Raw genomic sequence first — 26990 nt, forward strand, 5'->3', positions numbered from 1 at the left:
GTCGCGCGGGCGTCGGCCGCGGTCGCGAGGGTCGCGGGCGAGGAGCTGCGGGCGCAGGCGGGCCGCGTCTACGGCGCGCGGCTGGTGCTGCTCGTGGGGCCGGGCACCAACGGCGGGGACGCGCTGCACGCGGGGGCGCTGCTGGCCCGCCGCGGCGCGGCGGTGACGGCGCTGCTGACGTCGGGGCGGGTGCACGCCGGTGGGCTGGCGGCGCTGCGGCGGGCGGGCGGGCGCGTCGTCGAGGACGGCGCGGGCGCGGCGGGCCTCGCGGCGGTGGCGGCGGCGGACGTCCTGCTCGACGGGCTGCTCGGCATCGGGGGTCGTCCGGGCCTGCGCGCGGGGGCGGCCGCGCTGGCGGCGGCGGCCCGCGGGTCGGGCGCGCGGGTCGTCGCCGTCGACGTCCCCAGCGGCGCCGACGTCACGGCCGGCACCCTGCCTGGGGCCGGCGCGGGCGGTGACGTGCCGGCCGTCCGCGCGGACGTCACCGTGGCGCTCGGCACGGCGAAGCCGTCCCTGCTGGTGCCGCCGGCGTCGGCCCTGGCGGGCCGGCTCGTGCCCGCCCCGATCGGGCTCCCGGCCGACGTGCTCGGGACGCCTGTCGTGGAGCGGCTGGAGACCGCCGACCTGGCGGCGCGGTGGCCACGACCGGGCGCGAGCAGCGACAAGTACTCGCGGGGCGTGCTCGGCGTCGTGGCCGGAGGCGCCCTGTACACCGGCGCCGCGGTGCTGGCGACGGGCGCGGCGGTGCGCGCGGGCGCCGGGATGGTGCGCTACCTCGGGCCCGGGCCGGCGACCGACCTGGTGCGGGCGCGCTGGCCCGAGGTCGTGCCGGGGGACGGGCGGGTGCAGGCGTGGCTGCTCGGGCCCGGCGTCGACCCCGGCGACGGCGCGCAGGCCGAGCACGTGGAGGCGGCGCTGGCCCAGGACGTCCCGTGCGTCGTCGACGCCGGTGCGCTGCCGGCGCTCGTCGCGGCGCTGGGGGAGGGCCGCCGCGGCGCGGGCGGGACGCTCGTCGTCCCGCACGCGGGGGAGCTGGTGCGGATGCTCGAGGCGCTGGGGCACGGGTGCTCGCGGGCACAGGTCGAGGCGGCGCCGCTGGAGCACGCACGGCGGGCGGCCGAGGCGGCCGGCGTGCTCGTCCTGCTCAAGGGCTCGACCACGCTCGTCGTCGCGCCCGGTGACGAGGGCCGGCCGGTGCGCGCGCAGGCCGACGGGACGGGCTGGCTCGCGAGCGCCGGCAGCGGCGACGTGCTCGCCGGCGTCGTCGGGGCGCTCGCCGCCCAGGGCCTGGACCTGCTCGACGCCGGGTCGGTGGGCGCCGCCGTCCACGGCCTCGCGGGCTGCGCGGCGTCCGGCGGTGGGCCGCTGCACGCGGAGCAGGTGCTCCACGCGGTGCCGGAGGTCGTGGCGGCGCTGCTCCCGCAGCCCTGAGCCCGCCCGGGGTGGAGCCCAGCGCGCCGCACGAGCCGGGCGGTCAGCCACGACGTCGGCAAGGCACCCGTCGTCGGTGACGTCCGTCAGGGACCGCCCTGGCAGTCCGTCGGTACCGTGCTGCTCGGGGCCGGTGAGCGGTCTCGGCACGTCGGCGCTGGGGGGCGACGATGATCGTGGACATCGCGGTCCTGGAGCGGCCGCTGCCGCCGGCGGACCTCGTCGTGGTCGGCAGCGGCATCGCCGGGTGCGAGGTCGCCGTCCGTCTCGCCCGGCGCGGGCACCGAGTGGTGCTCGTAGAGAGCGGCCGTCAGGACTTCGACCCACGCGTGCAGGCCCTCAACGACGTCGTCCACCGGGGCAAGGAGCACCGCTCCCTCGATCCCGCGGCGCCCTACCACCGCTACCTCGACCCAGGTCTGCGGGGGGTCAGCCGGGTGCGACGGCTCGGGGGCACCAGCTCGGTGTGGACGGGCAAGTGGAAGCACCTGCAGCGCAGCGATCTCGACGACCGCCCGTGGGTGCCCGAGAGCGGCTGGCCGCTCGACTTCGACACCGACCTCCTGCCGCACTACCGGTCCGCCGCGCGGGACTACGGCTTCGGCGACCTGGAGGCGGAGGCCCGCCGGCCCGCCGTCCAGGAGATCGGTGAGCGCCTGGCGCAGCACGGTCTCAAGGCCAGCAGCTTCTACTGGGAGGAGAGGCCGACCCGGACCGCCGAGCGCTTCGGCGTCGACATGCGCACCTCGAGCGACCTCGTGGTGCTCGTGGGGGCGACGGCCACGGAGGTGCTCGTCGAGGACGACGGCGAGGACGTCGTCGCCACGGGGGTCCGCTGCCGGTCTCTCGAGGGCCACGAGGCGCTCGTCGAGGGCCGCCGGGTCGTGCTGGCCGCGGGCGCGCTCGAGACGGCGCGGCTGCTGCTGGCGAGCGGCCCGGCGCGCGCCGGCGGGCTCGGGAACGCCGGTGACCTCGTCGGGCGCTTCTACACCGACCACCCCAAGCACCACACCGGCCGGCTGCACCCGGGCCCGCTCGCCGCACGCTTTGCCACCGAGCTCCAGTACGGCCCGAAACCTCGCTTCTGCCTGTGCTTCTCCCTCGACGACGCGACGCAGCGGCGCGAGGAGCTGCTGGAGCACGTCGTCTACCTGCAGCCGACGTACGAACGTCGTCGCGACCGGCTGCGGCGCGCGTGGCGGCCGCCGGCTGCCCGCGACGGCAACGGCGCGGTCCGCGACTACCGGGTGAAGTTCGCGGCGGAGCAGGCTCCCCACCGCGCCAGCCGGGTCCAGCTCGGGCAGGACCGCGACGCGCTGGGGCAGCGGGTGCTCGAGGTGGACTGGCAGCTCACCGACCACGACGCCCGGTCGATGGCGCGGACCGTCGAGCTGCTCGAGGAGCGTCTTCACGCGTGCGGCCTCGGCACCCTCGACTTCGGCGACGACCCGCCGTCGCCCGAGAGCACGACGGACGCCGCCCACCAGATGGGGACGACCCGGATGGCCGCCCGGGCGCAGGACGGCGTCGTCGACACCGACTGCCGTGTCTTCGGCGTCGAGGGCCTCTACGTGGCCGGCTCTGCCGTCTTCCCCACGGGGCCCTCGTACTCGCCGACGTTCACGGTCCTGGCGCTCGCCCGTCGCCTGGCCGACCACCTCGCGGCCGTCCCCGCCCGCCGCTGACCCCCTCCCGCGACGTGCGACCTGCTGGGCAGCACGTCTCGGCCCTCACCCGCGACGTGTGACCTCGTCGCGCCGCTGTGCTCGCGGGCCGGCGCGACGAGGTCACACAGCGCGGGGGGATGGGCGGGGGAGAGGCAGCGGTCAGCCGTGGCGGGTGCGTGTCGGGTCCTCCGCGTGACGGCGGTGGTCCCGGCGCGCCAGGGCGTACCCGGCGGCTCCGGCGGCCTGCGAGAGCACGAGCGCGGAGCTCATCGCCGCGGCCCGGGCCGGCGGGGCGTGCCGGAAGGGGCAGGTGAGCATGCCGAGGTAGAAGGAGGCCGGCTCGACGTCGAGGCTGCGACCCGTGCGGGCCAGGCGCCGGCGGTGCGCGTCCCAGGCCCCTCGCCCGTACGTGACGTGCTGGCGGACGAAGCCGCGCAGCCCCATCCGGTGGGAGTGCCGGACGAGCGCCTCCCGGACCCGCAGCAGCGGTCGGCCGTCACCGGCCCAGCGCTCGCAGAGCTCTCGGTCCTCCCCGCCGGGCGTCGGGAAGCCCGTGTCGAAGCCGCCGACCTCGGCGAAGCCGGCCCGCGGCACCGCCAGGTTGTTGCTCGCGAAGAAGCTGCCGCCCCGACGCTGCCCGTACCAGTCGTAGAGGTAGGACACGAGCAGCTGGCTCGTCTCTGCGAACAGCTGGCCGGGCAGTGCGTTGACGACGTCGCCCCCGAGCAACGCCTCGGGGCAGCGGGCGTGCGCGGCCGCGAGCGTCCGCGCCCAGGTCGGCAGGGGCTCGCAGTCGTCGTCGGTGAAGGCCAGGAGGTCGCCCGAGGCCGCGGCGGCCCCGGCGTTGCGGGCCGACGCGGGGCCGGCGTTGGCCTGCCGCAGCACCCGCACGTCCAGCCGGGTCTCGAAGTCCGAGGCCGTCGGCGCCAGCGGCTGCGGGCTGCCGTCGTCGACGACGACGACCTCCAGGCGGTCCCGAGGGAGGTCCTGGCGGGCGAGCGCCTCGAGGCAGGTCCGCAGCCGCTCGGGGTGGCGGAAGGCCGGGACGACGACCGAGACGGACGGCAGCGTCTCGGCGTCGCGGGCGGTGACCGCCTCGGGCGGCTCCTGGGGCGCCGTCGCGTCGTGGTCGCCCGCGACGGGTCCTCCCCCCGACGAGGTCACACGTCGCGGGGGTGGGGCGGCGGGAGGCCGCGATGAGGTCACACGTCGCGGCGTGGGGGCGGCGGGGGTCACCGCGGCGTCTCCTCGACGAGGAGGGCACGCTCGGGGCGGCGCAGGTGCTGGAGGCGGTCCTGCTCGAAGGTGCGCAGCACCTCGACCGCCGGCCCGGCGCCGCGCAGGGCACCGAGCGCCTGGCCGAGCGCGTCGACGACGAGCGCCGTCGCCAGGCCGAGCAGGACCCGCCGCGGGGCCCCGGCCAGGTGCCGCCCGGCGGCGAGGTGCTCGGCGTGCAGGCGTCGCAGCCGCACCGCGGCGACGAGCGGCCAGGCCGCGGCGAAGGCCAGGCGCCGCGGCGCGGACCAGCCCTCGCCGTCCGCGCGGCCGGCGGCGTAGAGCCGGCCCGCGTTGAGCCGCAGGTCCACGGTCGGCGCCAGCGTCGAGGGGTTGGCGTGCGCGACGGTCGCCCCGCGGGCCAGCAGCATCCGGCCGCCGGCGGCCCGCAGCGCGTCGTGCAGGTCTCCGTCGCGGCCCATGCGCTCGGGCAGCGCGTCGCCGAAGGGGGCGAGCGCCGAGCGCCGGTAGGAGCCGTTGTGGCTGGGGACGTCGGGCAGCTCCCCGGCGGCGCCCGGGTCGACCCACCACCCGTACCCCAGCAGCAGGTTGGCCCAGCTGAGCCCCGTGGCGGGGTTGGCGTTCGTCATCACCGAGCCGACCGAGCACCAGTCTCCGCCCGCATAGGCCGCCAGCAGGGCCGTCACCCAGCCGGGCCCGACGTAGGCGTGGTCCTCCACGACGGCGACGACGGGCGCGGAGGCCGCGAGCAGGCCCCGGCCGGCGGCGCGGTCGACGTCGGGGACCGGCCCGACCGGCAGGACCACGACCGAGGCGAAGCCGTCCAGCTCCCCGGGCGCCGCGTCGTCCAGCGACGCCCGGCCCGGGACGACGAGGACCAGCTCGACCCGGGCGGCGTCGTCCTGCTCGCGCAGGTGCCGGACGCAGCGCCGCACGTGGGTGAAGCCGTGCGGGGAGACGACGACGACGGACAGGTCCGCGCCCCTGTGCCGTCCCTCGGAGGTCGTCACCGGCCCGCCCCGCCGGGGGACCTGGCGCCGCCCGGCCCGCGTCGCGTGCCGTCGGCGAGCATCTGCGTGTAGCCCGCCAGCAGCCGGTCCACCATGGTCCCCTCCGTCCACTCGGCGAGCGCCCGCCCCCGCGCGCTCGCCCCGAGCCGCTCGCACCGCTCCCGGTCGCCGAGCAGGTCCGTGAGAGCCGACGCCAGCCCGCCCACCGACCCCGGCTCGACGAGCAGGCCGGTGCGCCCCGGCTCGACCATCTCACCCGGACCGCCCGCCGTGGTGGCCACGACGGCCGTCCCCCGCACGCCGGCCTCCAGCACGACGTTGCCGAGCGGCTCCTCCCACAGCCCGGGCACCGCCTGCACCCACGCCTGGTCGAGCACCCGCTCGGCGTCGGCGCGGGCGAGGTGCCCGGTAGCCCGGACGGCGTCCGCCGGCAGCAGCTCTGCGGCCAGCGCGCCCAGCCGCTGCTCCTGCGGCCCCGCCCCGACGAGCACGAGCTGCGCCGTCGGCACCGCCCGCAGCACCTCGGCCATGGCCCGCACGAGCACGTGGGCACCCTTCTCGGGCACGAGCCGTCCCGCGAAGGCGACCGTCGGGCGCCCGGACAGCGGCGGACGGGCGGGTCGCTCGCGGACCCCGTTGGGGACGACGTCGTCCACCGTGACGCCCTCGGCCTCCAGCCGGCGCCGCATCGTCTGGCTGAGGGTGACGACCCGGTCGACCGAGCCGGCCCACCGCGCCCGCAGGCGCCGCTGCACCATCGCGAGCGCCCAGCTCTGCGGCGTCACGCACCGCTCGGCCAGGCACACCCGGCCCGCGGGGTGGGGGCAGCGCCGTCCGTCGGGCAGCAGCTTGGTGCCGCGCGGGCAGATGGCCTTGTAGTAGACGACGTGCCACAGCGTGGGCACGTCGCGCAGCAGCGGCAGCACGGCGGGGGAGAGCTGGGTGAGGAACATCCGGGCGTGCACGACGTCGGGCCGGAAGGACGCCAGCTCCCTCCGCAGCGCCAGGACGGCGGAGGGGTTGACCGTCTCGCGCAGGACCCGCCCGCGGGGGTGCGTCGAGCCGCGGCACAGCACGTCGGCGCCCGGTGGGCCGCCGCCCTCGTGCGCGTCGGAGGACAGCAGGCGCACCTCGTGCCCGCGCTCGCGCAGCAGCTCGCGCAGCCGCAGCGACTGCAGCTCCGCCCCGCCGGTCGGGGTCGAGGCGTCGTTGAGCAGCAGCACCCGCATCAGGCGTGGACCGCCTCCCGCGCACCCGAGGCGGCCGAGCGCTCCGCGGCCTCCAGGACGGCGAGGGCGGCCACCCCGTCGGCCAGGTCGGCTCCCCGCCAGGGCTCCTGGCCGGCGGCGGCCCGGCAGAAGGCGCCGAGCGCGAGGGCGAAGGACGGCTCGGGCGCCGGCCGCAGCCGTCGGTAGCCGCGCTCGACGTCGCCGGCGGCCAGCCGCAGCCCGCGCAGGACCCGCTGCGCCGCCCCCGGAGCAGCGTCGGCCCGCTCGAGGACGAGGCGCGGGTGCCGCATCCGGTCGACGCGGGCGGTCGCGGCCGAGCCCAGGACCTCCAGCACGTCGCCCTGGGCCGCCGACGTCGTCGCGAGCAGCTGGACGGGCGGGCCGCCGTCCACCTCCAGGTCCAGCAGCGCCGTGTCGTCGGCCGAGAGGCGGGAGGCGATGGTGGCCCTCACGCCGACGACCTCGGCCCCGAGCAGCCAGCGCACGAGGTCGACGTGGTGGACGGCCAGGTCGAGCAGCGCCCCGCCACCGGTCTCCCGCTGCTGCTTCCACGCCGGCAGCGCCCGCGGCGCCGAGCTGAAGGTGCCACGCACGGCGACGGGGAGCCCGAGGTGGCCGTCCCGCGACGCCTGCCGGAGGTCGACGAGCGCCGGCACGAACCGGAAGCTGTGGCCGACGGCGGCCACCAGGCCCGCCGCCGCACCCTGGGCCTCCCACGCGGCGAGCACGCGACGGGCAGGCCCCAGCTGCGCGGCGAGGGGCTTCTCGACGTAGACGTGCTTGCCGGCCGCCAGCGCCGCGAGCGCCACCTGGGGGTGGGTGTGCGTGGGCGTCGCGACGACGACGGCGGCGACGTCCGGGCGTGCCAGCACCGGGTGCAGGTCGGCGGTGACCAGGGCACCGGGGGCCGCCGCGGCGGCCGCAGCCCGCGCGGCCGGGTCGGCGTCGACGACGGCCACGAGCCGGGCGGTGCTGGCGTCGCGCAGCAGCGGCAGGTGGACCATCCGCGCGATGCGGCCGGCGCCCACGAGCGCGACCCCCACGGCAGCGCCGTCGCCCGCGGCCCGGCTCGCCGCGCCGGAGGTCGGCCCCGCCGTCGTCACGGCTCGGTGCTCACGGCTCGGTGCTCATGGCTCGGTGCCTACGACCCGGTCGAGCACGAGCCCGTCGGCGGTGACGTCGTAGACGAGCAGCGTCGCCCGCGACGCCGGGGCCAGCTCGGGGGGCCAGAAGTCCTCGCGCACCACGCCGGCGTCGGTGGGCAGGACGTCACCTCCCCACACGAGCAGGTGCTCGACGTCGGCCGCGGCGAGCTCGGCGGCGACCTCGTCGAGGTCGTCGCCGTCGGGACGGCCGACGTAGGTGCAGCCCAGCCGGTAGCAGAGCGCCAGGGTGTCGGCCCAGGCGGTCGTGCCGGCGACGCGGCCGTCGAGACCGCCGGAGGCGGACAGGCGCTGCGCGGCCCGCTCGACGTCCTCCCCGGCGCCCAGGCGCGGCGCCAGCCCCCGAAGGCTCGCCAGCGTCATCGCCGGCACGAGCACCGCGGCGAGGACGAGGACGCCGGCGCGACGACGCCCGGCCAGGGCGCTGGCGCCCACCGCCGCGGCGGGCACGAGCAGGAGCACCGGCACCCAGCTGTAGCGCTCGATGGCGATGCTCAGGACGAGCCCGCCGACCCACACGGCCGACGCCGCGAGCGTGCCGGTCACGACGGGTGAGGGAGCCTGCCGTCGCCGGGCGAGCACCACGACGCCCACGACGGCGAGGGCCACCAGCGGCAGCGCCCGGCGCGCCACCACACCGCCCAGCACGAGCGTCTGCGCGACGACGTTGCCGGCCGCCGCCGGCAGGTCCAGGCCGCGGTCCGGGTCGACGAACTCCTCCCCGGTCTCCTCCCGGGCCTGGGGGGCCAGAGGCACGTCGAGCGCCGACGGCTCCTCCCACGCGCTGAGGGCGTCCGGTCGGGGTGGCTCGTGCAGGCCCGGCACGTTGAAGGGGTTGCCGGCGGAGCCGGGGGCCACGAGCGTGGCGTTGAAGCCCGCGGAGGTGCTGAAGGTCGGTGCGCCGTACGTGGCGGAAAGCACACCGACCCACGGCCCGGCGACGAGCGCGAGGCCGAGCATCGCGACGACGACGCCGCGGCCCGTGGCGCCCCACGTCGGCCGTCCCCCGCGCCCGTCGGCGCTCCGCGGGCGCGAGAGCCCGGTGCTCGCCCCCCAGCGCCGCAGCACGACCCACACCGGGACGAGCACGAGGACGGCCGGCAGCGCGAAGGCCTTGGACAGGTAGGCGACGCCGGCGACGGCCCCACCGGCCAGCGTGGTCGCCGCGCTCGCCCCCGGCCGCAGCAGCAGGTCGGCGGCCAGCAGCACCGCGGCGGCGGTGAGGACGTCGGGGTAGAGGCCGAAGAGGGTCGCGTAGACGAGGAACGGCGCGACGGCGACCAGGACGACGTCGGCGGCGACCTCCGCCGCACCGGCCCGCAGGGCGAGGCGCCGCAGCAGCACCAGGACGGCGGCCGCGGAGACCAGCAGCACCAGCCGCAGCGCGAGCAGCCCGTCGACGCCGAGCGCCATGAGCGGCGTCGTCGCCCACGGCAGCAGGGGGCTCCAGTAGCCGTTGACGGCACCGGCGAGGTCGCCGGCGAGCACCCGCTCGGCGACGGCCACGTAGGCGGTGCCGTCGGGGTTGAGGTAGGCGTCGGTCTGCCCGACCAGGGCCAGCCAGCCCCCCAGCAGCACGACGAGGGGCAGGGGTCGCAGCCACCTGGGGGCGCCGCCCGCGGTCGTGGTGGCAGGCGTGGGGGTGGCACGCGCGCGTTCGTCGACGGTCACGTCGCCCCCTCCGCCGTCACGTCGACCCCCGTCGTCCGCCGTCTGTGGCCGTGGCCGGACCCTAGCCGTGCGCTCCGACGACGGCGGGCCCGGCGCGCCGCTGGGAGGGCCCTGTGGGAGGGTCGCGGCGGCCGACGACCGGGGGCACGGAGGCACGAGGCGCATGGACGCGACACAGGCGACGAGCAGCACCCTGACGGGCGAGACGCCGGTGGCGGGGGGAGGTGGGGCGAGGTCCGTCGTGGTCCTCGGGGCCGGGCCGGCGGGGCTGACCGCGGCGTGGCACCTGACGCGGGCGGGGGTCCCGGTCCGCGTCCTGGAGGCCGACCCGAGCACGGTCGGCGGGATCTCCCGGACCGAGGAGCACGACGGGTTCCGCTTCGACATCGGCGGGCACCGCTTCTTCACCAAGGCCGGCGAGGTCGAGCGGCTCTGGCACGACGTCCTGCCCGAGGCCGAGTGGCTGCGGGTGCGGCGGATGTCGCGGATCTACTACCGCGGCAAGTTCTTCGACTACCCGCTGCGCAGCACGGACGCCCTCGTGAAGCTCGGGGTGCTGGAGTCGGCGCTGTGCGTCCTGTCCTACCTGCGGGCCAGGGCCTTCCCGCGCCGGAGCGTGCGCACCTTCGAGGACTGGATCGTCAACAACTTCGGCGAGCGGCTCTACCGGATCTTCTTCAAGACCTACACCGAGAAGGTGTGGGGGCGGCCCTGCACCGAGATCTCGGCCGACTGGGCCGCGCAGCGCATCAAGGGGCTCTCCTTGGTCTCCGCCGTCCGCAACGCGCTGCCCCGCCGCCGCACGCCGTCCGGCGCTGAGCAGATCAAGACGCTCGTCGAGGTCTTCTCCTACCCCCGGCTCGGGCCCGGCCAGATGTGGGAGCACGCCGCCGCGCAGGTGCGCGGTGGCGGCGGCACCGTCGAGCTGGGACGGCGCGTCGTCGAGGTCCACCACGCGGCGGGGCGGGTGACGGGCGTCGTCGCCCGCGGCGCCGAGGGCCGTCATGAGGTGACCGGCTCGGACGTCCTGACCACGCTGCCGCTGCGCGAGCTCGCCCACGCGATGCGTCCCGCCCCGCACGCGGAGGTGCTGGCCGCCGCCGACGCGCTGGAGTACCGCGACTACCTGACCGTCGTCCTCGTGCTGCGTCGGCGCGAGGTCTTCCCCGACAACTGGATCTACATCCACGAGCCGGACGTGCTGCTCGGGCGCATCCAGAACTACAAGAACTGGTCGCCGGAGATGGTGCCGGACCAGGAGATGACGGCGCTGGGGCTGGAGTACTTCACGGTCGAGGGCGACGCCCGCCTGTGGGAGCTCGACGACACCGACCTCGTCGAGCTCGGCATCCGCGAGACCGAGCAGATCGGCCTCGTCGACCCGGCCGACGTCGTGGACGCCACGGTCGTGCGCATGCCGAAGGCCTACCCGGTCTACGACGAGCACTACACCGAGAACGTCGCCGTCGTCCGTGCCTGGCTCGCCCAGGCCGCGACCAACCTGCAGACGGTCGGCCGCAACGGGATGCACAAGTACAACAACCAGGACCACTCGATGATGTCGGCGCTGCTGGCGGCCAGGAACCTGCTCGGCGAGAGCTGGGACCCCTGGCGGGTCAACACCGACGCCGAGTACCACGAGGAGGGCGCGGCCCACGACGACGGCACCACCGGTCGCCGCACCCCCGGGCACGCCGCGCCTCAGCACGGGCACGGCGAGCACGGGGACGAGGGGCACGGCGGGGGCCGGCGGGGTCGCGGTCGCCGCCAGGTCGCCGGCGGCCGGGCCGCGCGTCGGGCGTCCTGACGTGTCCCAGCCCGGTGCGGCCCAGCCCGGTGCGGCCCAGCCCGGTGCGGCCCAGCCCGACGTGGCCGACGGCGGCGTGGCGGGGCCCCACGTGACGGTGGTCGTGCCCACGCACGACCGCCCGCGGCTGCTGGCCCTGGCGGTGGCGAGCGCGCTGGCGCAGGACGTCCCGGTGGACGTCGTCGTCGTCGACGACGGGTCACCGGCGCCGGTGGCGCTCCCCGCGCACCCCCGCCTCACGGTGCTGCGCCACGAGACCCCGCAGGGGGGCAGCGCGGCCCGCAACCTGGGCGCCAGGCACGCCCGCACCCGCTGGGTGCTGTGGCTCGACGACGACGACGTCCTGCTGCCGCACGCCGTGCGCGTCGCCCTCGCGGCCGTCGCGGCGAGCACCCTCCCGCCGCCCGTCGCCGCGCTGTCGGGCATCGAGGTCGTCGACGAGGCGGGGCGCGTGTCCTCGCGCCGGCTGCCGCCGGACGCGCTGGCGCGAGGTGCGCACTTCTTCCTCGAGGGCCCCGTGGCGGGCCGCTCCTACAACACCAAGCAGACGCTGCTCGTCGAGCGGGACGTCGCGCTGGGGGTCGGGGGCTTCGACCCCACCTTCCGCTCCCGCGTGCACACCGACTTCTTCCTGCGCCTCAACCCGGTGTGCTCGCTGCAGGGCGTCCCCGAGGTGACCTACCGGCTGCTCGTCCACAGCGGCCCGCGCGTGTCCGGCGACCCCGGCCTGCGCCAGCGCAGCCACGCCCAGCTGCTGGAGCGCCACCGCGAGGCCTTCGCCGCCCACCCGCGCGCGCAGGCGGCTTTCTGCCTCGAGCACGCGCGGCACTCGTGGGCGAACGGCCAGCGCTCCGCCGCTCTCCGGGCCGTCGCGCGCGCCGTGCGCGTCGCCCCGCTGGAGACGGCGCGCCGCACGGCCGGCGCCCTGGCGGGAGCCGGCTCGCGCGCGCTGCGGCTGCGGTCCCGGCGCCCCCGCCCGGGTCACCCCGACCCCGGCCACCCCGACCCCGGCCATTCCGACCCCGGCCATTCCGACCCCGGCCACCCCGGGCCAGGCCGGCTCAGGGCCGGGCGTCCGAGGCTCAGGGCCGGTCGGCCGAGCTGAGCGCCCACGCCCACTGCTGCTGCAGGCCCGCCCGCAGGTCCGTCGTCGGGCGGTAGCCGAGGAGCTCGCGGGCCCGCCCGACGTCGGCGGCGGTGTGGCGGACGTCCCCGGGCGGCTGCTCGCCCCGCGCGACGGCCAGGGGCCGGCCGACGAGGTCGCCGAGCACGTCGATCGCGCCGCCCAGCGTCGTCGGCGCGCCCCCGCCCACGTTGAGGACGCTCCCGCTGGGCACCGGCGCCGTGGCGGCCTGGCGCAGCGCCTCGACGACGTCGCCGACGTAGGTGAAGTCACGGGTCTGCCCGCCGTCACCGAGGACGGCGAGGGGCCGTTCGGCCAGTGCCGCCCGGCAGAAGGCTGTGAAGGCCATGTCGGGGCGCTGGCGCGGGCCGAAGACGGAGAAGAAGCGCAGCGAGAGCACGTCGAGGCCGAAGGACGCCGCGTAGCTGCCGACGAGGTGCTCGGCGGCGAGCTTGGTGACGCCGTAGGGCGAGACGGGCGCGGGGACGACGTCCTCGCGCGTCGGCAGCGTCGCCGCCTGCCCGTACACCGAGGAGGAGGAGCCGTAGACGACGCGGGCGCCCGGGTGGGCGCGCACCGCCTCGAGCAGCAGCTGCGTCGCGGTGACGTTGTTGCGGACGTACCGGTCGAAGCCGCTGCCCCAGCTGGTGCGCACGCCCGGCTCGGCCGCGAGGTGGTAGACGACGTCGCAGCCCTCGACGAGGTCCCCGAGGTCGCCCTGGGCGAGGTCGACGGGCACGAAGGTGAAGGAGTCCCACGCGCGGGCCCGCTCGAGGTTGCGCAGCTTGTCGGCGCGCGCGTAGTTGGCGTTGAAGCAGTCGACGCCGACGACGTCGTGCCCGTCGCCGAGCAGGTGCTCGGTCAGGTGGGAGCCGATGAAGCCCGCGCACCCGGTGACGAGGGCGCGCACGTCAGCGCGCGGCGGCGAGCGGCGCGGCGTTCGGCTCGGTGATCTCGTCCAGGGGGTGACCGAGCACGAGGGCCTCGACGTGGCGCGCCCACATCCGCCGCCCTCGCGCCAGCACCTCGTCCGACCACCAGGCGCTGTGCCCGGTCTGCACGACGCGCCCCTCGACGAGCAGGTCGGCGTCGGCCGGGTCCTCCAGCACGACGTCGTCGACGGCGTAGCCGCGCAGGTGCCCCGTGCGGACGGCGGCGACGACGGCGGCGGTGTCGACGAGCGCCGAGCGGCTGGCGTTGACGAGCACGGAGCCGCGGCGCATGAGCGCGACCTCGTCGGCGCCCACCGTCGGCGCGGCCCCGTAGGCCATGGGGCAGTGCAGGGTGACGACGTCGCTGGAGGCCAGCAGCTCCTCGCGCCCGACCTGGCGGGTCCCGGGCAGCGGCCGCGGCTCGACGTCGTGGACGAGCACGTCCATGCCGAGGCCCTGCGCCAGGCGCGTGACGTGGCCGCCGATGCGCCCGCAGCCGATGACCCCGAGCGTTCGACCGCCCAGCTCGAAGCCGCGTAGCGACGTCGTCGGCGGCACGAGGCCGCGGGAGCGGTCGTGGCCGAGGTGGACCCGGCGCGAGAGCGTCAGCATCAGGGCGAGGGTGTGCTCGGCGACGGAGCGGGTGCTGTAGTCGGGCAGCACGGACAGCCGGACCCCGCGGGCGCGCAGCATCCCGACGTCGACGAAGTCGTAGCCCGTCGCGTACAGCGCGATCCCGCGCAGCCGCGGCAGCGCGTCCAGCAGCTCGGGCGACAGCTCGGGGGAGACCTTGGGGGTGAGGGCGACGACGTCCGCCCGGCCCAGCTCGGCCGCGGCGTCGGCCGGGCTCATCGCCTCGGAGCGGGAGAGGAAGCGGACGTCGGCGACCCGCTCCAGCGCCTCGGCGTCCTCGGCGGCGAAGGTCGCCCGCCCCGCCACGGACACGACGACGACGCGAGGCCTGGCCCCGGTCTCGTCGGCGAGCTGCTCGGGAACTGCCAGATGAGGCCACATGGAGGACGTCCTCTGCCTGGGGAGCGGGGCACCGGGGTCTTCGTGCGGGGCCAGCCGCTGCCCCGCGACGGAACGTAGCAGCGCGCTCGCGAGGGCCAGCGGAAGCGGTGCCGGGCGCGCCGGGAGCCCGTAGGGTCGCCGCGGGCGGTCCGCGACGACCCGGAGCACCCGTGCACGCCGGCACCTGGGGGAGGCTGCCCTGCTCGCGACGATGCGCACGTGCCTCTACCTCGTCGGCGCCGGCCACCGGGGTCGGTGGGCCGTCGTCCTGCTGCTGGCGCTGGCCGCCACGGGCGTCGAGGTCCTCGGCGCGGTCGTCGTCTTCGCCATCCTCGCCGCGATCACCAGCGAGCAGAGCGGCTTCGACCTGCCGGTCGTCGGCGACGTCCGCGACCTCGCCCCCGGGCTGGGTGAGGGGGCGCAGCTGGCGCTCGTCGGCGTCGTGCTCGGCGTCTTCTTCCTCGGGCGGGCGGGGGTGCTCGTCGCGCAGGCGTACGCCCAGTACCGGGTCGCGGAGAACGCGGGGGCGCGCCTGGCCGTGCGCCTGCTCAGCGGGTACCTCGCGCTGCCCTACAGCTTCCACATGCAGCGCAACTCGGCCGAGCTGGTGCGCAACGCCTTCGACAACGTGCAGCAGTTCGCCCGCGAGGCGCTCGTGCCGGCGGTCAAGCTCGTCTCCCACCTGCTCGTGGTCGTGGGGCTGCTGACGGTGCTCCTGGTGACCGACACCGCGGCGACGCTGCTGGCCGTCGCCGTGCTCGGGCCCTTCCTCTGGCTGCTGCTGCGCCTGGTGCTGCCGCGCGTCAAGCGGTTGGGCGCGAGCGCGCAGGACGCCTCCCGCAGCAGCCTGCAGACCATCACGGAGAGCCTCGCCGGCTGGCGGGACGTGACGATGCTCGGCCGCGAGGGCCACTTCGTCTCCCGCTTCCACCGCGAGCGCCGTCAGCTCTCCCGCGCCAAGTACCTGCGCTCGACGGCCCGGGAGGTCCCGCGGGTCGCGGTCGAGACGGGGCTCGTGCTCTTCATCCTCGCCTTCCTCGGCGTGAGCGTGGTCGTCCGCGGCGGGGCGCTGGACGCGCTGCCGGTGCTCGGGCTCTTCGGGTACGTGGCGGTGCGGCTGCAGCCCTCGCTCAACGAGATCCTCGTCGCGGTCAACTCGCTGCGCTTCGTCGGGCCGGGCCTGGAGCTCATGCGCGAGGACCTCGAGCTCATGGACGCCGAGGGCGTCGTCGGGGGGCGGGCGGAGGTGCCGCGGCTGCGCCTGGAGGAGGCAATCTGCCTGGAGGGCGTGCACGTGCGCTGGCCCGACGCCGCCGACGACGCGCTCGCGGGCGTCGACCTGCGCATCGGCGCCGGGCAGTTCGTCGGCGTCGTCGGGGCGACGGGCGCGGGCAAGTCGACGCTCGTCGACGTCGTGCTCGGCCTGGTCGACCCGCGCGAGGGCCGCGTGCACGTGGACGGCCGCGACGTGCGCGAGCACCGCCGGGCGTGGCAGTCGGCCATCGGCGTCGTGCACCAGACGGTCTTCCTGCTCGACGGCACGATCCGCGCCAACGTGGCCCTCGGCGTCCCGCCGGAGGAGGTGGACGACGCCGCCGTGGCCCGCGCCGTCTCCGCCGCCCAGCTCGACGGCATGCTCGCCGGGCTTCCCGACGGGCTCTCGACCATGGTCGGCGAGGCCGGGGTGCGCCTGTCCGGCGGTCAGCGGCAACGCCTGGCCATCGCCCGGGCGCTGTACCACGAGCCGTCGGTGCTGGTGCTCGACGAGGGCACCTCGGCGCTCGACCTCGGCACCGAGGCCGACGTGATGGCCGCGCTGGAGCCGCTGCGCGGGCAGCAGACGATCGTCGTCGTCGCCCACCGGCTCAGCACCGTGCGTGCCTGCGACGCCGTCGTGCTCATGGACGCCGGCCGCGTCGTCGACGTCGCCCCCTTCGCCGACCTCCAGCGCGACCACGCCGGGCTCGTGCCGTCGGTGGGGTAGGGCTGGCACGCCGGGGGTGGTCGGGCGGGCGCGGACGTCGCGGGCGGGCACGCCGTGCGTCGTCCCCTGGTGTCCGCGCTGGTCGCCGTTCGGGCAGGTGCGCGGCGTGGTGCCCCTCGACGTCCGCGCCGGTGGCGCTCGGCGAGCGTCACGACGACGCCGTCCACGGGCGGCCGCTGGAGGTGGCACCGCGCCGGGTCGCCGCCCTTCCGGGTCCCGGTGCCAGACTGGCCGGTGATGACGCACGAGCCCACGACCTCAGCGCCCGGCGGTGCGCAGCCGGTGCTGCCCGCCTGGGCCGAGGTCGACCTGGACGCCATCGCCGCCAACACCCGCGTGCTGCGGGAGAGCGCCGACGGCGCGGCGGTCATGGCGGTCGTCAAGGCGGATGGCTACGGCCACGGCGCCGTCCAGGTCGCCCGCGCGGCGCTCGCCGGTGGGGCCACCTGGCTCGGCGTCGCCCACCTCGCCGAGGCGCTCGAGCTGCGGGCCGCCGGCATCAGCGCGCCCGTCCTCGCGTGGCTCGTCGTGCCGGGGCAGGACCTCACGGCCGCGGTCGCGGCGGACGTCGACGTCTCGGCGTCCGCGCCGCAGACCGTGGAGGCGCTCGCGGTCGCCGCCCGGCGCACCGGTCGGACGGCGCGGGTGCACCTCAAGGTCGACACCGGGCTCTCCCGCGGCGGGGCGACGGCGCACGACTGGCCCGACCTCGTCCGCGCCGCGGCGCGCGCGCAGGCCGAGGGCGCGCTCGAGGTCGTCGGCCTGTGGTCGCACCTGGCCAGCGCGGACGACCCGGCGCAGGACGGCCTCACCCGGCTCCAGGCCGAGCGGCTCGCCGAGGCGGCGGACGTCGCCGGGCGCCACGGCGTGCGTCCGCCGCTGCGGCACCTGGCCAACTCCGCGGGCACGCTGGCCCACCCCGCGACGCGCCTGGACCTCGTGCGCGCCGGCATCGCCGTCTACGGCGTCTCGCCGGCGCCGCAGCGGGGCAGCGCCGCCGACCTGGGTCTGGTGCCGGCGATGTCGCTGCGGGCGCGGCTCGCGCTGGTCAAGGACGTCGACGCCGGCGAGGGCGTCTCCTACGGGCACGCGTACACGACGTCGGCGCCGACCCGGCTGGCGCTCGTGCCGGTCGGCTACGGCGACGGCGTCCCGCGGCACGCGAGCGACGTCGGGCCGGTCGGGCTGGGCGGCAGGCGGTACCGCATCGCGGGCCGGGTCTGCATGGACCAGGTGGTCCTCGACCTGGGGGAGGACGCCGACGCCCGGGCTGCCCGCGCCGGCGACGAGGTCGAGCTGTTCGGCACCGGCGCCGGCGGTGCCCCGACGGCGCAGGACTGGGCGGACGCCGTCGGCACCATCGCCTACGAGATCGTGACCCGGCTCGGGGCTCGGGTGCCGCGTCGCTACGTGGGCGCCCTCGCCCATGACCACGCCCTGGCGCCGGACGCGGTGCCGGGAGGCGTGAGCGCCACCGCGGTGGGGCGCCGGTGAGCGGGCTGCGGCTGGTGACCCTCGGCGTCGGCCTCGCTGCGGCGGGTGCTGGCGCCGTCCTGGGCTTCGGCGCCGAGCGGCTGTCGGTGGGGCGGGCGGCCGGGCGGCCGCTCCTGCCGGGCCGCCGTGCGTCGGTGCCGGAGCGCGCGGTGCCGCTGGGCTCGCTGTCCGGCCGCACCGCCGTCGTGCGGGCGAGCGACGGCACCGAGCTGCACGCCGAGGTCGACGACCTGCCGGGGCCGGAGGCGGCGCAGGCCACGCAGGACGGGCGGCCGACGGTCGTCTTCTGCCACGGCTACGCGCTGAACCTCGACTACTGGCACGCCCAGCGCCTCGCCCTGCGGGGGCGCTACCGGCTGGTCTTCTGGGACCACCGTGGGCACGGGCGCTCCGAGCGGGGTCCGGAGGGCTCGGCGACCATCGACCAGCTGGGGCACGACCTGGAGAAGGTGCTCGACGCCACCTGTCCCACAGGCCCGCTCGTGCTCGTCGGCCACTCGATGGGCGGGATGTCGATCATGGCGCTGGCGGCTCGTCGCCCCGAGATGGTCCGCGAGCGCGTCGTGGCGACGGCGCTGACCTCCACCAGCCCAGGTGGGATGGGCGACAACGACTTCGGCCTGGCGGCGCTGGCGCCCGCCTTCCGCCGGCTCGCGCCGGGCACCTTGCACCTCCTGAGCCGCAACGCTGCCGTGACCGAGCGTGGGCGGATGCTCGGCGGAGACCTCGAGCAGGTGCTGGTGCGGCACTGGGGCTACGCCTCCGACGTGCCCGACGACGTCGTCGACTTCACGGCTCGGATGATCGCGGCGACACGCATCGAGGTCATCGACGACTTCTTCCCCACCTTCGCCCAGCACGACAAGGCCGAGGCGCTGACGGCGCTCGCCGACGGCGAGGTGCTGGTGCTCGTCGGCGACGGCGACCTCCTCACGCCGCCGGTGCACAGCGAGGAGATTCTGCGGCGGGTGCCGACGGCCGAGTACGTCGTCGTCCCCCACGGCGGGCACCTCGTGGCGATCGAGCACCCCGACGCGGTGACCGAGGCGCTCGAAGGAATGCTCGCCCGGGCCGAGCGGCTGGTCGCGCACGACCTCGAGTCCTCGGCCGTCGTCCCGCAGCAGGAGTCGTCCAGATGAGCGGCCCGACCAGCGCCCACACCGAGAGGGTGGTCTCCCTGCCGAGCGCGGCGGCGACGGCGGAGCTCGGCCGCCAGATCGGTCGCGCCGCCCGAGGTGGAGACCTGGTCGTGCTCTCGGGCGACCTCGGTGCCGGCAAGACGACGTTGACCCAGGGCATCGGCGAGGGGCTCGGTGTCCGAGGCCCGGTGACGTCGCCGACCTTCGTCATCGCCCGCCTGCACCCCTCGATCGTCGGCGGCCCGGACCTGCTGCACGTCGACGCCTACCGCCTCGGCGGGGCGCTGGAGCTCGACGACCTCGACCTCGACGCCGACCTCTCCGCCTGCGTCGTCGTCGTCGAGTGGGGTCGCGGCCTCGTCGAGCAGCTGAGCGGTGACCGGCTAGAGGTCGACCTGCACCGCAGCGACGGGGAGGCCGCCGACGTGCTGGGGGATACGGGCGAGGTGGATGAGAAGCGCATCGCCGTGCTGCGAGGGGTGGGGGAGCGGTGGGCGAACGACGTCAGCCTGGTCGGGACGTCGTCGTCCCGGTGAGGCTCCGACAGCGCCAGATCGTCGTGGCGAACCCTCGTCCGTCGCGGCGATCACCGGGGAGGCGTCGCGTCGCGTCGCCGTAAGTCAACGCGGTGAGCGGGGGCTAAGCAGGACGCGTGGCGGGTCGCACCGTGGCTGCTCTGCGGGGGTGCCTTCGTCCATACGAGCCGGACCGCCGCTGTGGTGGTGATCCGGCTCGACGTCCGGGCACTCGACTGGAGGGACAGGCGGCATGAGGAAGTGGACGACGTGGGGCCCGCTGCTCGTACCCAACCGCCTGGGGCTCGCTGACCCGGACCGGCTGACGGTCCAGCAGCGGACCGGGGAGAGCCGAGCACGCCTGGACCGGAAGCACGCCCGGCGCCGGTCGTAGTCCTCGGTCGTGAGCCGGCTCGAGGCCGCGACGGACAAGGCCCCAAGGAGGTCCTAAGACATGCAATACACGCCGACGATGAAGCACTGCACGGCACCGCCCTACGCCCCGATGGCCGGGGACCAACGCGCGAAGGCAGCGCACCGGTCGCTGACTGCGCCCACCAGACCGCCCGGCCCCGCAGCGCGTCCCCATCCGCCTGCGAGGCTAGGCACCCCCGGAACGACAGCGCGACGTACGTCGACCCTAGGGGCAGGAAGCAGTGCCGCCCATGCCGCACGCCATCCAGGAGCGATACCACTGGCGGACCATCAGGGCCGCGGAGGCGGTCGGGCGCGGAGACGTGGGGGCCGGGATGGCGGGACCCCGACAGCCGCCTGAACGGAGCCGCGTGGGCTTCACGCGTCGAGGCCCGGGCGATCCTCCGGAGGAGCAGGCAGGCCAGCAGTGCGACCGGCAACGTCCTGACCGGACCGGCGGGGACGGCTTCGGGACTTGCCTCGGCCCGGTGCCCACCACGTCCACCGTCGACCGCACCACGAGGCCCGTGACCAGCGAAGACGTACGCCGCCACATGCCCGGGCCGTAGTCGCCGCAGAACCGCCCCCATGAGCCCCCGACGACCCGCGGGGCACCCGACAAGCCCGCCCAGGCGCCCAGGACGGCCCGCCGAGTGCACCGTCCATCCCCCGTGGACCGCAAGAAGCGCGCGCGGACGCCGAATAGGCACCCCAGGACCGGCCCGGCACCCCGCCGGGCGCCCGAGACGTAGGCTCCACGGCGCCACAACACCGCCGCACCAGGGCCCGCCCCTCCGAGAACCCTCACCCGGCGGCGTACGCCGCTACCTGGGGTGCACACCGCCGCCCACGGGCCCGGACCGCCCGGCCTCACCCGCCAGGGCAACGCCGACCAGCCCGGGAGCACGCGGCCTCGCGGTCGTCAGCCCGGAGCGTGGCCGCCGAAGCCGTTCCACTCCCGGAACAGCCGTCTGGCCTCCGATCCGCTACGGAGCTCGTAGCCGTCGGGGCCGCCGAAGTGCAGACGGATCGGCACGAGCACCTGCCCGAGGACGACGAGGTCCGAGGACAGGAAGACGATGAGCAGGTCGCCACGGTCCTCATCCTGGAAGGCCGACGCCCAGACGATCCGCTCGTCGGTCTCGTCCGGCGCCAACTGCTGGCCGTTCAGCCGCTGGGAGCCGACGAAGAACCGGCCCGTCAGGTCGGTCGACGGAGCGACCCAAGCCGCGGCGACAGCACCGAGGGTGGTGCTGTCGGACACCGTCGGTGGCGCCGCATCCCCGCGGCGTCGCCGGACCTTGTCGACGAGCCACAACACCCAGCCGCCGAAGGCGATGAGCCGGGACATGTCGTCGATCACCAGGCGGCTGACCTCGATGACGACTTCGAAGGCGTAGCCGCTGGCGCCGACGCCGGTTTGGCTCTCCTCCACCCGTACGGCGTTGACGCCCTCACGCGAGGCCAGGTCCGCGAACTCATCGGCGAAGATGCGACGGGCCGCGTCCAGGTCGAGGTCGACGTCACCCTCGACGTCTCCGATCTCGCCGAAGACGGGGAAGCGGACCCGCAGGGAGGGCATCGGTGCGGCCTCGTCGCCGTCGTCCCAGACTCCTTCCATCACGAGGCGCGGACCCGCTGCCCACCGGCTGCCCCCGCACGCGCGGGCGTGGGGGACGACGGGCGCGGGCCGAAGTCCGGGTTGTAGGCGGGCGGGGGCGGCTTGGGCTTGTCCGTGCGGCTCGCGTCGTCGATTCGCATGAAGGAGCCGAAGAGCCAGACCAGGCGCGCGAAGCGCACTGCCGTCAGCAGGAGCGCCCCCTCGAAGATGAATCGCGGCAGCAGCGGGTCGCCCACCGTCCGATCAAGAGCCATCGCCAGAAGGGCAAGCGCCGGAGAGAGGCCCGTAGCAACGAGGAGGGCGCGCCAGTTGCGTCGGACGGCTGTCCCGGCGTGCTGCCGCACCGAGTCGCCGCGGATCCCCCCGAGGGCCTGGTAGAGCCCGACGGCGACCGATGTGACGCCGCCGATGCCGAGCGCAGCACCCCCGCCCGCGGCGTACACCGCGAGTCGCTGGGCGAGGTCGGTGCCGTCGAGGACGTCGCCGACCTCCCACTGGAGCACGACGAAGACGTGAAGCAGGACAAGGACGGCGACGCCGAGGTAGTCGAGGCTCGGGCGCTCCGAGAGGACCCCGACGACGTCCGGCCTACGTGGGTTCATAGCGGTCTCCGCTGCTTCAGTCGTCTGCGTTGCTGGCGAGGCGCAGTTGGTCCTCGTGCTCGGCCGCCACGCCGACCATGACCCTCAGAGCGGCGGTGAGGCGGATGGAGTTGCCGTTCTCATCAACCGCAGGGACGCGGCGCTTGGCCGTGATGTGGTGCTCGACCAACTCAGTGAGCCGAGTCTGTTCCTCAGACCCCACCTCCGCGAAGACGAGGTCGGCCTTCGCCTTCTCGGAGACGGGGACGACCTCGGAGAGGTCCTGGACGTCCTCCAACAGCCGACGCTGGTCTTCCATACGCCCTTTCCGGCCCCGTCTGGGGATGCCGATGGTCAGCGTCAGATTTACGTCGCCGTAGTCCTCGTAGGCCTGTGTGAGGATCTGTGCCAGCCGCCCACGACGCTCCGCAAGAGCGCCTCGCTGGCTGTAACCGACCCGGATCTCCACCTTGTTGGCCCCGTCAGCCGTGCGCAGTCGTTCGACCTCGGCAGCCGTGAGGAGGGGGCGTACGACGAGCGGGACGTCGCCGAAGAGGTAGAGGTGGTTCAGCCAGCCCTCCAGGCTCTTGTGCGTTGGGGCGGAGGTGCTGCCCTGCATGATCGCCACCACGTTGCCGTAGGGCAGGAAGGTGATGGCCGAGGTGTCGAGGTAGCCACGTCCGGCCGCCGACTCCAATTCCTCCCACTCGCCCGTGGTGAGGTTAATCTGGGACAGCCAGTCGCTCTGGTCGCGGACCTTGTGGAGCAGGAGGTGATCGAGGTCCTCGTCGGTCGACTGGATGGTGCCGATGTAGGTGCGGTCCGAGTCAAAGCGCCGACGTTCGACCTTCGCCCGGGAGAGATCGCTCAGAGCCTGACTCATCGCCAGCGGCGGGATGCGGAGCTGCTCGCCCTCCTTGGACTGGACGATCTCGAAGAACTGGATGGTCCGCTCACGCATCGTCTGTGCCGCCATGGGTCCCCCGTCTCGTGTGCTGCCTGGCACCTCGTCGTCGAGGTGCCAGGGCAGGGGGCCGCTCGTCCGCCCGCCAGGTGTGAGCACCTTGCCACGGAGGACCGACAACCTTTGACGGAACCGCCGCACTAACCCTTGACCGCCTGCCGGGCTCCTCGGGACAATCTACCCATGAACACCCAGGGACTGCAGACGGGCTGAGTGGCCCCCCGTCGGGACGAGCCGCTGCTCTGCTCCGACGGCACGCCGCAGGAACTCGCGGTCTCGGCGCTCATCAAGACCCTGCCCCGCGGCCTCGAATTCGACGCCCTGGGGTGGGCTTCCCTCCTGTCGGCCCGGTACCAGTGTGAGGTCTGGCGGTCCCTGGCGACCTTCGCCGCCGCGGAGGACGTCGGGTCGGCGAACTCGGATGCCCTGCCGACGGTTATGGCGGCCCGGCTCGCGTATGAGCGGTACCCGGAGGAGTCGAAGGGTCGCCGACCCGGTGTTCTGTACGCACACGCGGTGCTGACGCCGGCGCGGTCCCCGAAGTTCCTGGGAGCCCGACGACCTCGCCGAGACGGTCAAACACCTCATGTAGCGGGGCTGGTCCCCGTAGATCCCGTCGTACCCGGTGGACGGTCGAGCCAAGCAACCGGAGGTGTGCGTCCCCTGATGCGGTCGCATGGCGCGCGTGGCTCGACGAGCACGAGTCGACCTTCGACGGCGTCTGGCTGACCCTCGCGCGCAAGGACGCCGTCGCCGCCGGCCGGGGGCCCACGTCGCTGCGCTACGCCGAGGCGCTCGACGAGGCTCTGTGCAGCGGGTGGATCGACGGGCAGTCCAGGAGCGGTGACGCCGACTCCTACCGCCAGCGCTTCACCCCGCGGCGCCGGCGGAGCCTGTGGTCCGCGCGCAACGTCACCTACGTCGCCAGGTTGAAGGCGGAGGGGCGGATGCGCCCACGCGGGCGGGAGGAGGTCGATCGGGCCCAGGCCGACGGGCGCTGGGACCGCGCCTACGCCGGGCCGGCGGCCATGGAGGTGCCGGATGACCTGCGCGCCGCCCTCGACGCCGACGCGACCCTGGCGGCTGTCTTCGCCGGCCTCGGCGCCCAGGACCGGTACTCCGCCTGCTGGCGCGTCTCGACGGCGACGTCGCCGGCGGTCCGGGCGCGCCGGCTCGAGGCGGCGCCTGTATCTCTGGCCTTGGTAGGCGCCTGTGACTCGGCGCAGTAGAAGCCGCCACGAAGGCGACAGCGCGGCTACTTTGGCGCCATGTGGCCGGCGACAGCGTGGGACGATTGTGAGTGGCCGGCTGGTGTAAGGGCCACAAAGTGGACTGTCATGGGGCGGCTGCGAGAGAGACAGGCCCAGCTTGTGCAAGCCGAAAGGGAGGCGAGAAGCCGACGGCTCGCTGCAGGTCGCCGGGACGGGCCCTCATTGACCCGTCCTGACATTGAAGAAAGAGACGCAGCGATGGCGCATGTGGGGGGCGCCTACACGGTGGTTGCGCTCCTCTTTGTTGCGCCCGATGACCCAACTATCGCCATTTTCGATCGCCGAGGTCGGTACTTCGACGTGAGATCAGGGAGTACCTGGGACTTGTTTTTCCCAGGGTACTACAAGGGGCCGCACCTTTTTCGGCATTCTGTCGGTCACGACTATGCCAAGCGATGGCAACGTGATGATGTGGCCTTCAACCACATGAGGGGGTACGTCGAGAAGATGACAGAGAATCGCTGGCGCTTCTCGGGCGAGGCCGACTTGGTCTTGGTCAATACCTTCATTCCCTTATGTGGCGAAGTGGCGGTCGACTGGGTATCTGCCCAGCATGGGACAATCTTCCCGACCGCAACCTTGAGCGCCGTTGTGGAGAAGATCAGCGACGATCTAGACAACCATAGGGAGGATCCCGCTTATGGCCTTGCGTCTGTGACAAGATCTCGCACTGCGTCGGCGGATCGGGGCATAGCGCGCGCATTAATTGTCAACGCCGTGGCGGCGCTCGTCGCTGAGTTAGGCGTACGCGTGTCTGGCATTTAATGAAACTCAAGGCTTAGGGGTTAAATTAGCGCGCTGTTCTTTCTTGCCGGCCCGCCGCGACCCGCCCCCGCCGCTCCAGCGCGACGACGTCGCGCCCGAAGGACGACACCAGCGCGGCCAGGGCGACCGCCGTGACGACCTGCGCCAGCACCACCGGCACGAACGGTGCGAGCGCGGTGACGAGCACGGCCGCCTGGGCTCCGGCGACGACCCGGCGGGCCAGGCTGTACGGCAACGGCTCCTGCAGCTGCGGCCTCAGCAAGCCGGCGAGCACGAAGGCGTAGCGCGCGAGCCCGACGCCCAGCACCCACCACCCGACCACCGGCCCGAGGGCGACCGACAGCACGAGCAGGAGCGCGGCGTCGACCTCCATGTCCAGGCGCGCGCCGGCGACCGACGACGTCCCGGTCCGGCGGGCGACGGCGCCGTCGACGCTGTCGAGGATCGCCGCCGGCGCCGCCAGGGCGATCAGCCACCACGAGCGTTCCGGTGCCTCGCCGAGCAGCGCGAGGACGACGAGCGTCGCCGTCCCCCCGACGAGCACCGTGCGGGCGAGCGTCACGCGGTCCGCGGGGCTGCTGCGCCGGTCCGCCCGGACGCCGACCGCGACCGCCGCCGCCCCCACGAGGGCCACGCCCACGAGCGCCGCCAGCGCCGCGCTGGCCGCCACCATGCCGACCCAGAGCGCGACCGTCCCGCAGACGAGCACGGACGCCGCGCTCGTCACCACCGCGTCACGGACGGCGGTGCGCTCGGGCAGCTCCTCGCGGTCGGCCGCCCGTAGGGTCACGAGCCCATGGTCAGGTCACCGCGCGACGAGCCGCCACAGCAACGCTCGGTCACGGCGCCGACGGCGCGCAGTGCCCGCGCCTACTGGACCACCGGCCCAGGTCGGGGCGAGGTCCGCACCGAGCAGCTGCCGGCCCTGCGGGACGGCGAGGCCCTCGTCGAGACCCTCCACACCGGCGTCAGCCGCGGCACCGAGCTGCTCGTGCACCGCGGTGGCGTCCCCGCGTCCGTCGCCGAGCGGATGCGGGCGCCGTTCCAGGTCGGCGACCTGCGCGACCCGAGCCCGCAGGCTCCCGTCAAGCACGGCTACCTCGCCGTCGGCGTCGTCGCCGACGGACCCGCCGACCTCCTCGGGCGGCGCGTCTTCTGCCTGCACCCGCACCAGGACCGCTTCGTCGTCCCGGCGAGCGCCCTGACGCCCGTCCCCGACGACGTCCCCTCGCGGCGCGCCGTCCTCGCCGGGACGGTCGAGACGGCGCTCAACGCGCTCTGGGACGCCGCCCCCCGGTGGGGCGACCGCGTCGCCGTCGTCGGGGCCGGCATGGTCGGCGGCTCGGTGGCCGCGCTGCTGCGCTCCTTCCCCCTCGACCGGCTGCAGCTGCTCGAGCCCGACCCCGCGCGGGCGGACGTCGCCCGGCGCCTCGGGGTCGACGTCGTCCACCCCGACGAGGCCGCCGGCGGGTGCGACGTCGTCGTGCACGCCTCGGCCACCGGTGCCGGGCTCTCGCGGGGGCTGGAGCTGCTCGGCGACGAGGGCGAGCTCGTCGAGATGTCCTGGTACGGCGACCGCGAGGTCACCGTCGCGCTCGGCGCGGACTTCCACGCCCGGCGCCTGGTGGTCCGCGCGAGCCAGGTCGGCGCGGTCGCCGCCTCCCGCCGGGCCCGCCGCAGCACCGCCGACCGGCTCGCCCTCGCCCTGGACGCGCTGCGCGAGAGCGCCTTCGACGCGCTGCTCGCCCCGTCGGTGCCGCTGGAGGACCTGCCGGCGGCGATGGTGCGCCTGGCGGCGGGGGAGCCGGTCGAGCCCTGCCTCGTCGTCGACCACCCGGCGGCCGACGGTGCTGCGGCGGGGCCGCCCGCGCCGTCCTCGCGCCACCACCCAGGCCCCCACCCAGGCCCCCACCCAGGCCCCCACCCGGGCGCCACGCCGGTGCAGCCGTGAAGATGGTG

The 26990-nt window shown here is 75.6% G+C and carries 22 protein-coding genes; 11 read left to right on the forward strand and 11 right to left on the reverse strand.

What is annotated here, in order from left to right; genetic code table 11:
- Both WDV86_RS04720 and WDV86_RS04725 read left to right on the forward strand, forming a co-directional pair.
- Positions 1-1431 (forward strand): bifunctional ADP-dependent NAD(P)H-hydrate dehydratase/NAD(P)H-hydrate epimerase (locus WDV86_RS04720; protein WP_339566451.1); only part of this gene is annotated, 1431 nt, incomplete at its 5' end.
- A gap of 170 nt (positions 1432-1601) precedes the next feature.
- Positions 1602-3116 carry a GMC oxidoreductase gene (locus WDV86_RS04725; protein WP_445262942.1) on the forward strand — a complete coding sequence of 505 codons (1515 nt, stop codon included), beginning with the start codon at positions 1602-1604 and terminating at the stop codon, positions 3114-3116.
- A gap of 141 nt (positions 3117-3257) precedes the next feature.
- On the opposite strand, the gene WDV86_RS04730 is transcribed toward WDV86_RS04725, so the two are convergent.
- The 5 genes from WDV86_RS04730 to WDV86_RS04750 form a co-directional block, all read right to left on the reverse strand.
- A complete protein-coding gene (locus tag WDV86_RS04730) occupies positions 3258-4262 on the reverse strand; it encodes a glycosyltransferase (RefSeq protein ID WP_339566453.1) in 1005 nt (334 codons plus the stop codon).
- A 68-nt stretch (positions 4263-4330) separates the two neighbouring features.
- Entirely contained in the window at positions 4331-5344 is a 1014-nt protein-coding gene (locus WDV86_RS04735) for a hypothetical protein (RefSeq protein ID WP_339566454.1), read from the reverse strand.
- Entirely contained in the window at positions 5341-6573 is a 1233-nt protein-coding gene (locus WDV86_RS04740) for a glycosyltransferase family 4 protein (RefSeq protein WP_339566455.1), read from the reverse strand. Before WDV86_RS04740 ends, WDV86_RS04735 begins: the two co-directional genes overlap by 4 nt.
- A complete protein-coding gene (locus tag WDV86_RS04745; protein ID WP_339566456.1) occupies positions 6573-7676 on the reverse strand; it encodes a Gfo/Idh/MocA family protein in 1104 nt (367 codons plus the stop codon). The genes WDV86_RS04740 and WDV86_RS04745 overlap by 1 nt, the downstream gene beginning before the upstream one ends.
- 24 nt (positions 7677-7700) lie before the next feature.
- Positions 7701-9407, reverse strand: coding sequence for a hypothetical protein (locus WDV86_RS04750; RefSeq protein WP_339566457.1), 1707 nt, complete (start codon positions 9405-9407; stop codon positions 7701-7703).
- Positions 9408-9570: 163 nt separating this feature from the next.
- On the opposite strand from WDV86_RS04750, the gene WDV86_RS04755 reads away from it, so the two are divergent.
- The gene (locus tag WDV86_RS04755) at positions 9571-11214 is read left to right on the forward strand and encodes an NAD(P)/FAD-dependent oxidoreductase (RefSeq protein WP_339566458.1); all 1644 of its coding nucleotides are present in this window, start codon (positions 9571-9573) and stop codon (positions 11212-11214) included.
- 1 nt (position 11215) lies between these two features.
- Complete coding sequence (locus tag WDV86_RS04760; RefSeq protein ID WP_339566459.1) at positions 11216-12319, forward strand: glycosyltransferase family 2 protein; 1104 nt, start codon at positions 11216-11218, stop codon at positions 12317-12319.
- On the opposite strand, the gene WDV86_RS04765 is transcribed toward WDV86_RS04760, so the two are convergent.
- Positions 12297-13247, reverse strand: a complete 951-nt coding sequence (locus WDV86_RS04765; protein ID WP_339566460.1) for an NAD-dependent epimerase/dehydratase family protein — start codon at positions 13245-13247, stop codon at positions 12297-12299. The genes WDV86_RS04760 and WDV86_RS04765 overlap by 23 nt on opposite strands.
- A gap of 1 nt (position 13248) precedes the next feature.
- The gene (locus WDV86_RS04770) at positions 13249-14283 is read right to left on the reverse strand and encodes a 2-hydroxyacid dehydrogenase (RefSeq protein WP_339566461.1); all 1035 of its coding nucleotides are present in this window, start codon (positions 14281-14283) and stop codon (positions 13249-13251) included.
- A gap of 211 nt (positions 14284-14494) precedes the next feature.
- Between WDV86_RS04770 and WDV86_RS04775 the strand changes: the two genes are divergently transcribed.
- The 4 genes from WDV86_RS04775 to tsaE all read left to right on the forward strand — a co-directional run bounded on the left by WDV86_RS04775 (position 14495) and on the right by tsaE (position 19436).
- On the forward strand, positions 14495-16267 hold the full coding sequence (locus WDV86_RS04775) for an ABC transporter ATP-binding protein (protein ID WP_339566462.1): 1773 nt from the start codon (positions 14495-14497) through the stop codon (positions 16265-16267).
- A 237-nt stretch (positions 16268-16504) separates the two neighbouring features.
- The gene (gene alr, locus WDV86_RS04780) at positions 16505-17761 is read left to right on the forward strand and encodes an alanine racemase (RefSeq protein ID WP_339566463.1); all 1257 of its coding nucleotides are present in this window, start codon (positions 16505-16507) and stop codon (positions 17759-17761) included.
- A complete protein-coding gene (locus WDV86_RS04785; protein WP_339566464.1) occupies positions 17758-18900 on the forward strand; it encodes an alpha/beta fold hydrolase in 1143 nt (380 codons plus the stop codon). Before alr ends, WDV86_RS04785 begins: the two co-directional genes overlap by 4 nt.
- Complete coding sequence (tsaE, locus tag WDV86_RS04790) at positions 18897-19436, forward strand: tRNA (adenosine(37)-N6)-threonylcarbamoyltransferase complex ATPase subunit type 1 TsaE (RefSeq protein WP_339566465.1); 540 nt, start codon at positions 18897-18899, stop codon at positions 19434-19436. The genes WDV86_RS04785 and tsaE overlap by 4 nt, the downstream gene beginning before the upstream one ends.
- A 1315-nt stretch (positions 19437-20751) precedes the next feature.
- On the opposite strand, the gene WDV86_RS04795 is transcribed toward tsaE, so the two are convergent.
- The 3 genes from WDV86_RS04795 to WDV86_RS04805 are packed head-to-tail and all read right to left on the reverse strand — an operon-like array spanning position 20752 to position 23007.
- On the reverse strand, positions 20752-21411 hold the full coding sequence (locus WDV86_RS04795) for a hypothetical protein (protein ID WP_339566466.1): 660 nt from the start codon (positions 21409-21411) through the stop codon (positions 20752-20754).
- 38 nt (positions 21412-21449) lie between these two features.
- A complete protein-coding gene (locus WDV86_RS04800; protein WP_339566467.1) occupies positions 21450-22052 on the reverse strand; it encodes a hypothetical protein in 603 nt (200 codons plus the stop codon).
- A 16-nt stretch (positions 22053-22068) separates the two neighbouring features.
- Positions 22069-23007, reverse strand: a complete 939-nt coding sequence (locus WDV86_RS04805) for a hypothetical protein (RefSeq protein WP_339566468.1) — start codon at positions 23005-23007, stop codon at positions 22069-22071.
- A 935-nt stretch (positions 23008-23942) separates the two neighbouring features.
- Here WDV86_RS04805 and WDV86_RS04810 point away from each other — a divergent pair.
- Both WDV86_RS04810 and WDV86_RS04815 read left to right on the forward strand, forming a co-directional pair.
- Complete coding sequence (locus WDV86_RS04810; protein ID WP_339566469.1) at positions 23943-24224, forward strand: YdeI/OmpD-associated family protein; 282 nt, start codon at positions 23943-23945, stop codon at positions 24222-24224.
- A 204-nt stretch (positions 24225-24428) separates the two neighbouring features.
- Complete coding sequence (locus tag WDV86_RS04815) at positions 24429-25031, forward strand: hypothetical protein (protein WP_339566470.1); 603 nt, start codon at positions 24429-24431, stop codon at positions 25029-25031.
- A 25-nt stretch (positions 25032-25056) separates the two neighbouring features.
- Here the strand turns inward: WDV86_RS04815 and WDV86_RS04820 are convergent, their stop codons facing one another.
- A complete protein-coding gene (locus tag WDV86_RS04820; RefSeq protein WP_339566471.1) occupies positions 25057-25821 on the reverse strand; it encodes a CDP-alcohol phosphatidyltransferase family protein in 765 nt (254 codons plus the stop codon).
- A 6-nt stretch (positions 25822-25827) separates the two neighbouring features.
- Here WDV86_RS04820 and WDV86_RS04825 point away from each other — a divergent pair, with 6 nt between their 5' ends.
- Positions 25828-26982, forward strand: a complete 1155-nt coding sequence (locus WDV86_RS04825; protein ID WP_339566472.1) for a zinc-dependent alcohol dehydrogenase — start codon at positions 25828-25830, stop codon at positions 26980-26982.
- Positions 26983-26990: the final 8 nt, after the last annotated feature.

The sequence above is a fragment of the Pseudokineococcus sp. 1T1Z-3 genome (genome assembly GCF_037482365.1).
Classification (GTDB): Bacteria; Actinomycetota; Actinomycetes; order Actinomycetales; family Quadrisphaeraceae; genus Pseudokineococcus.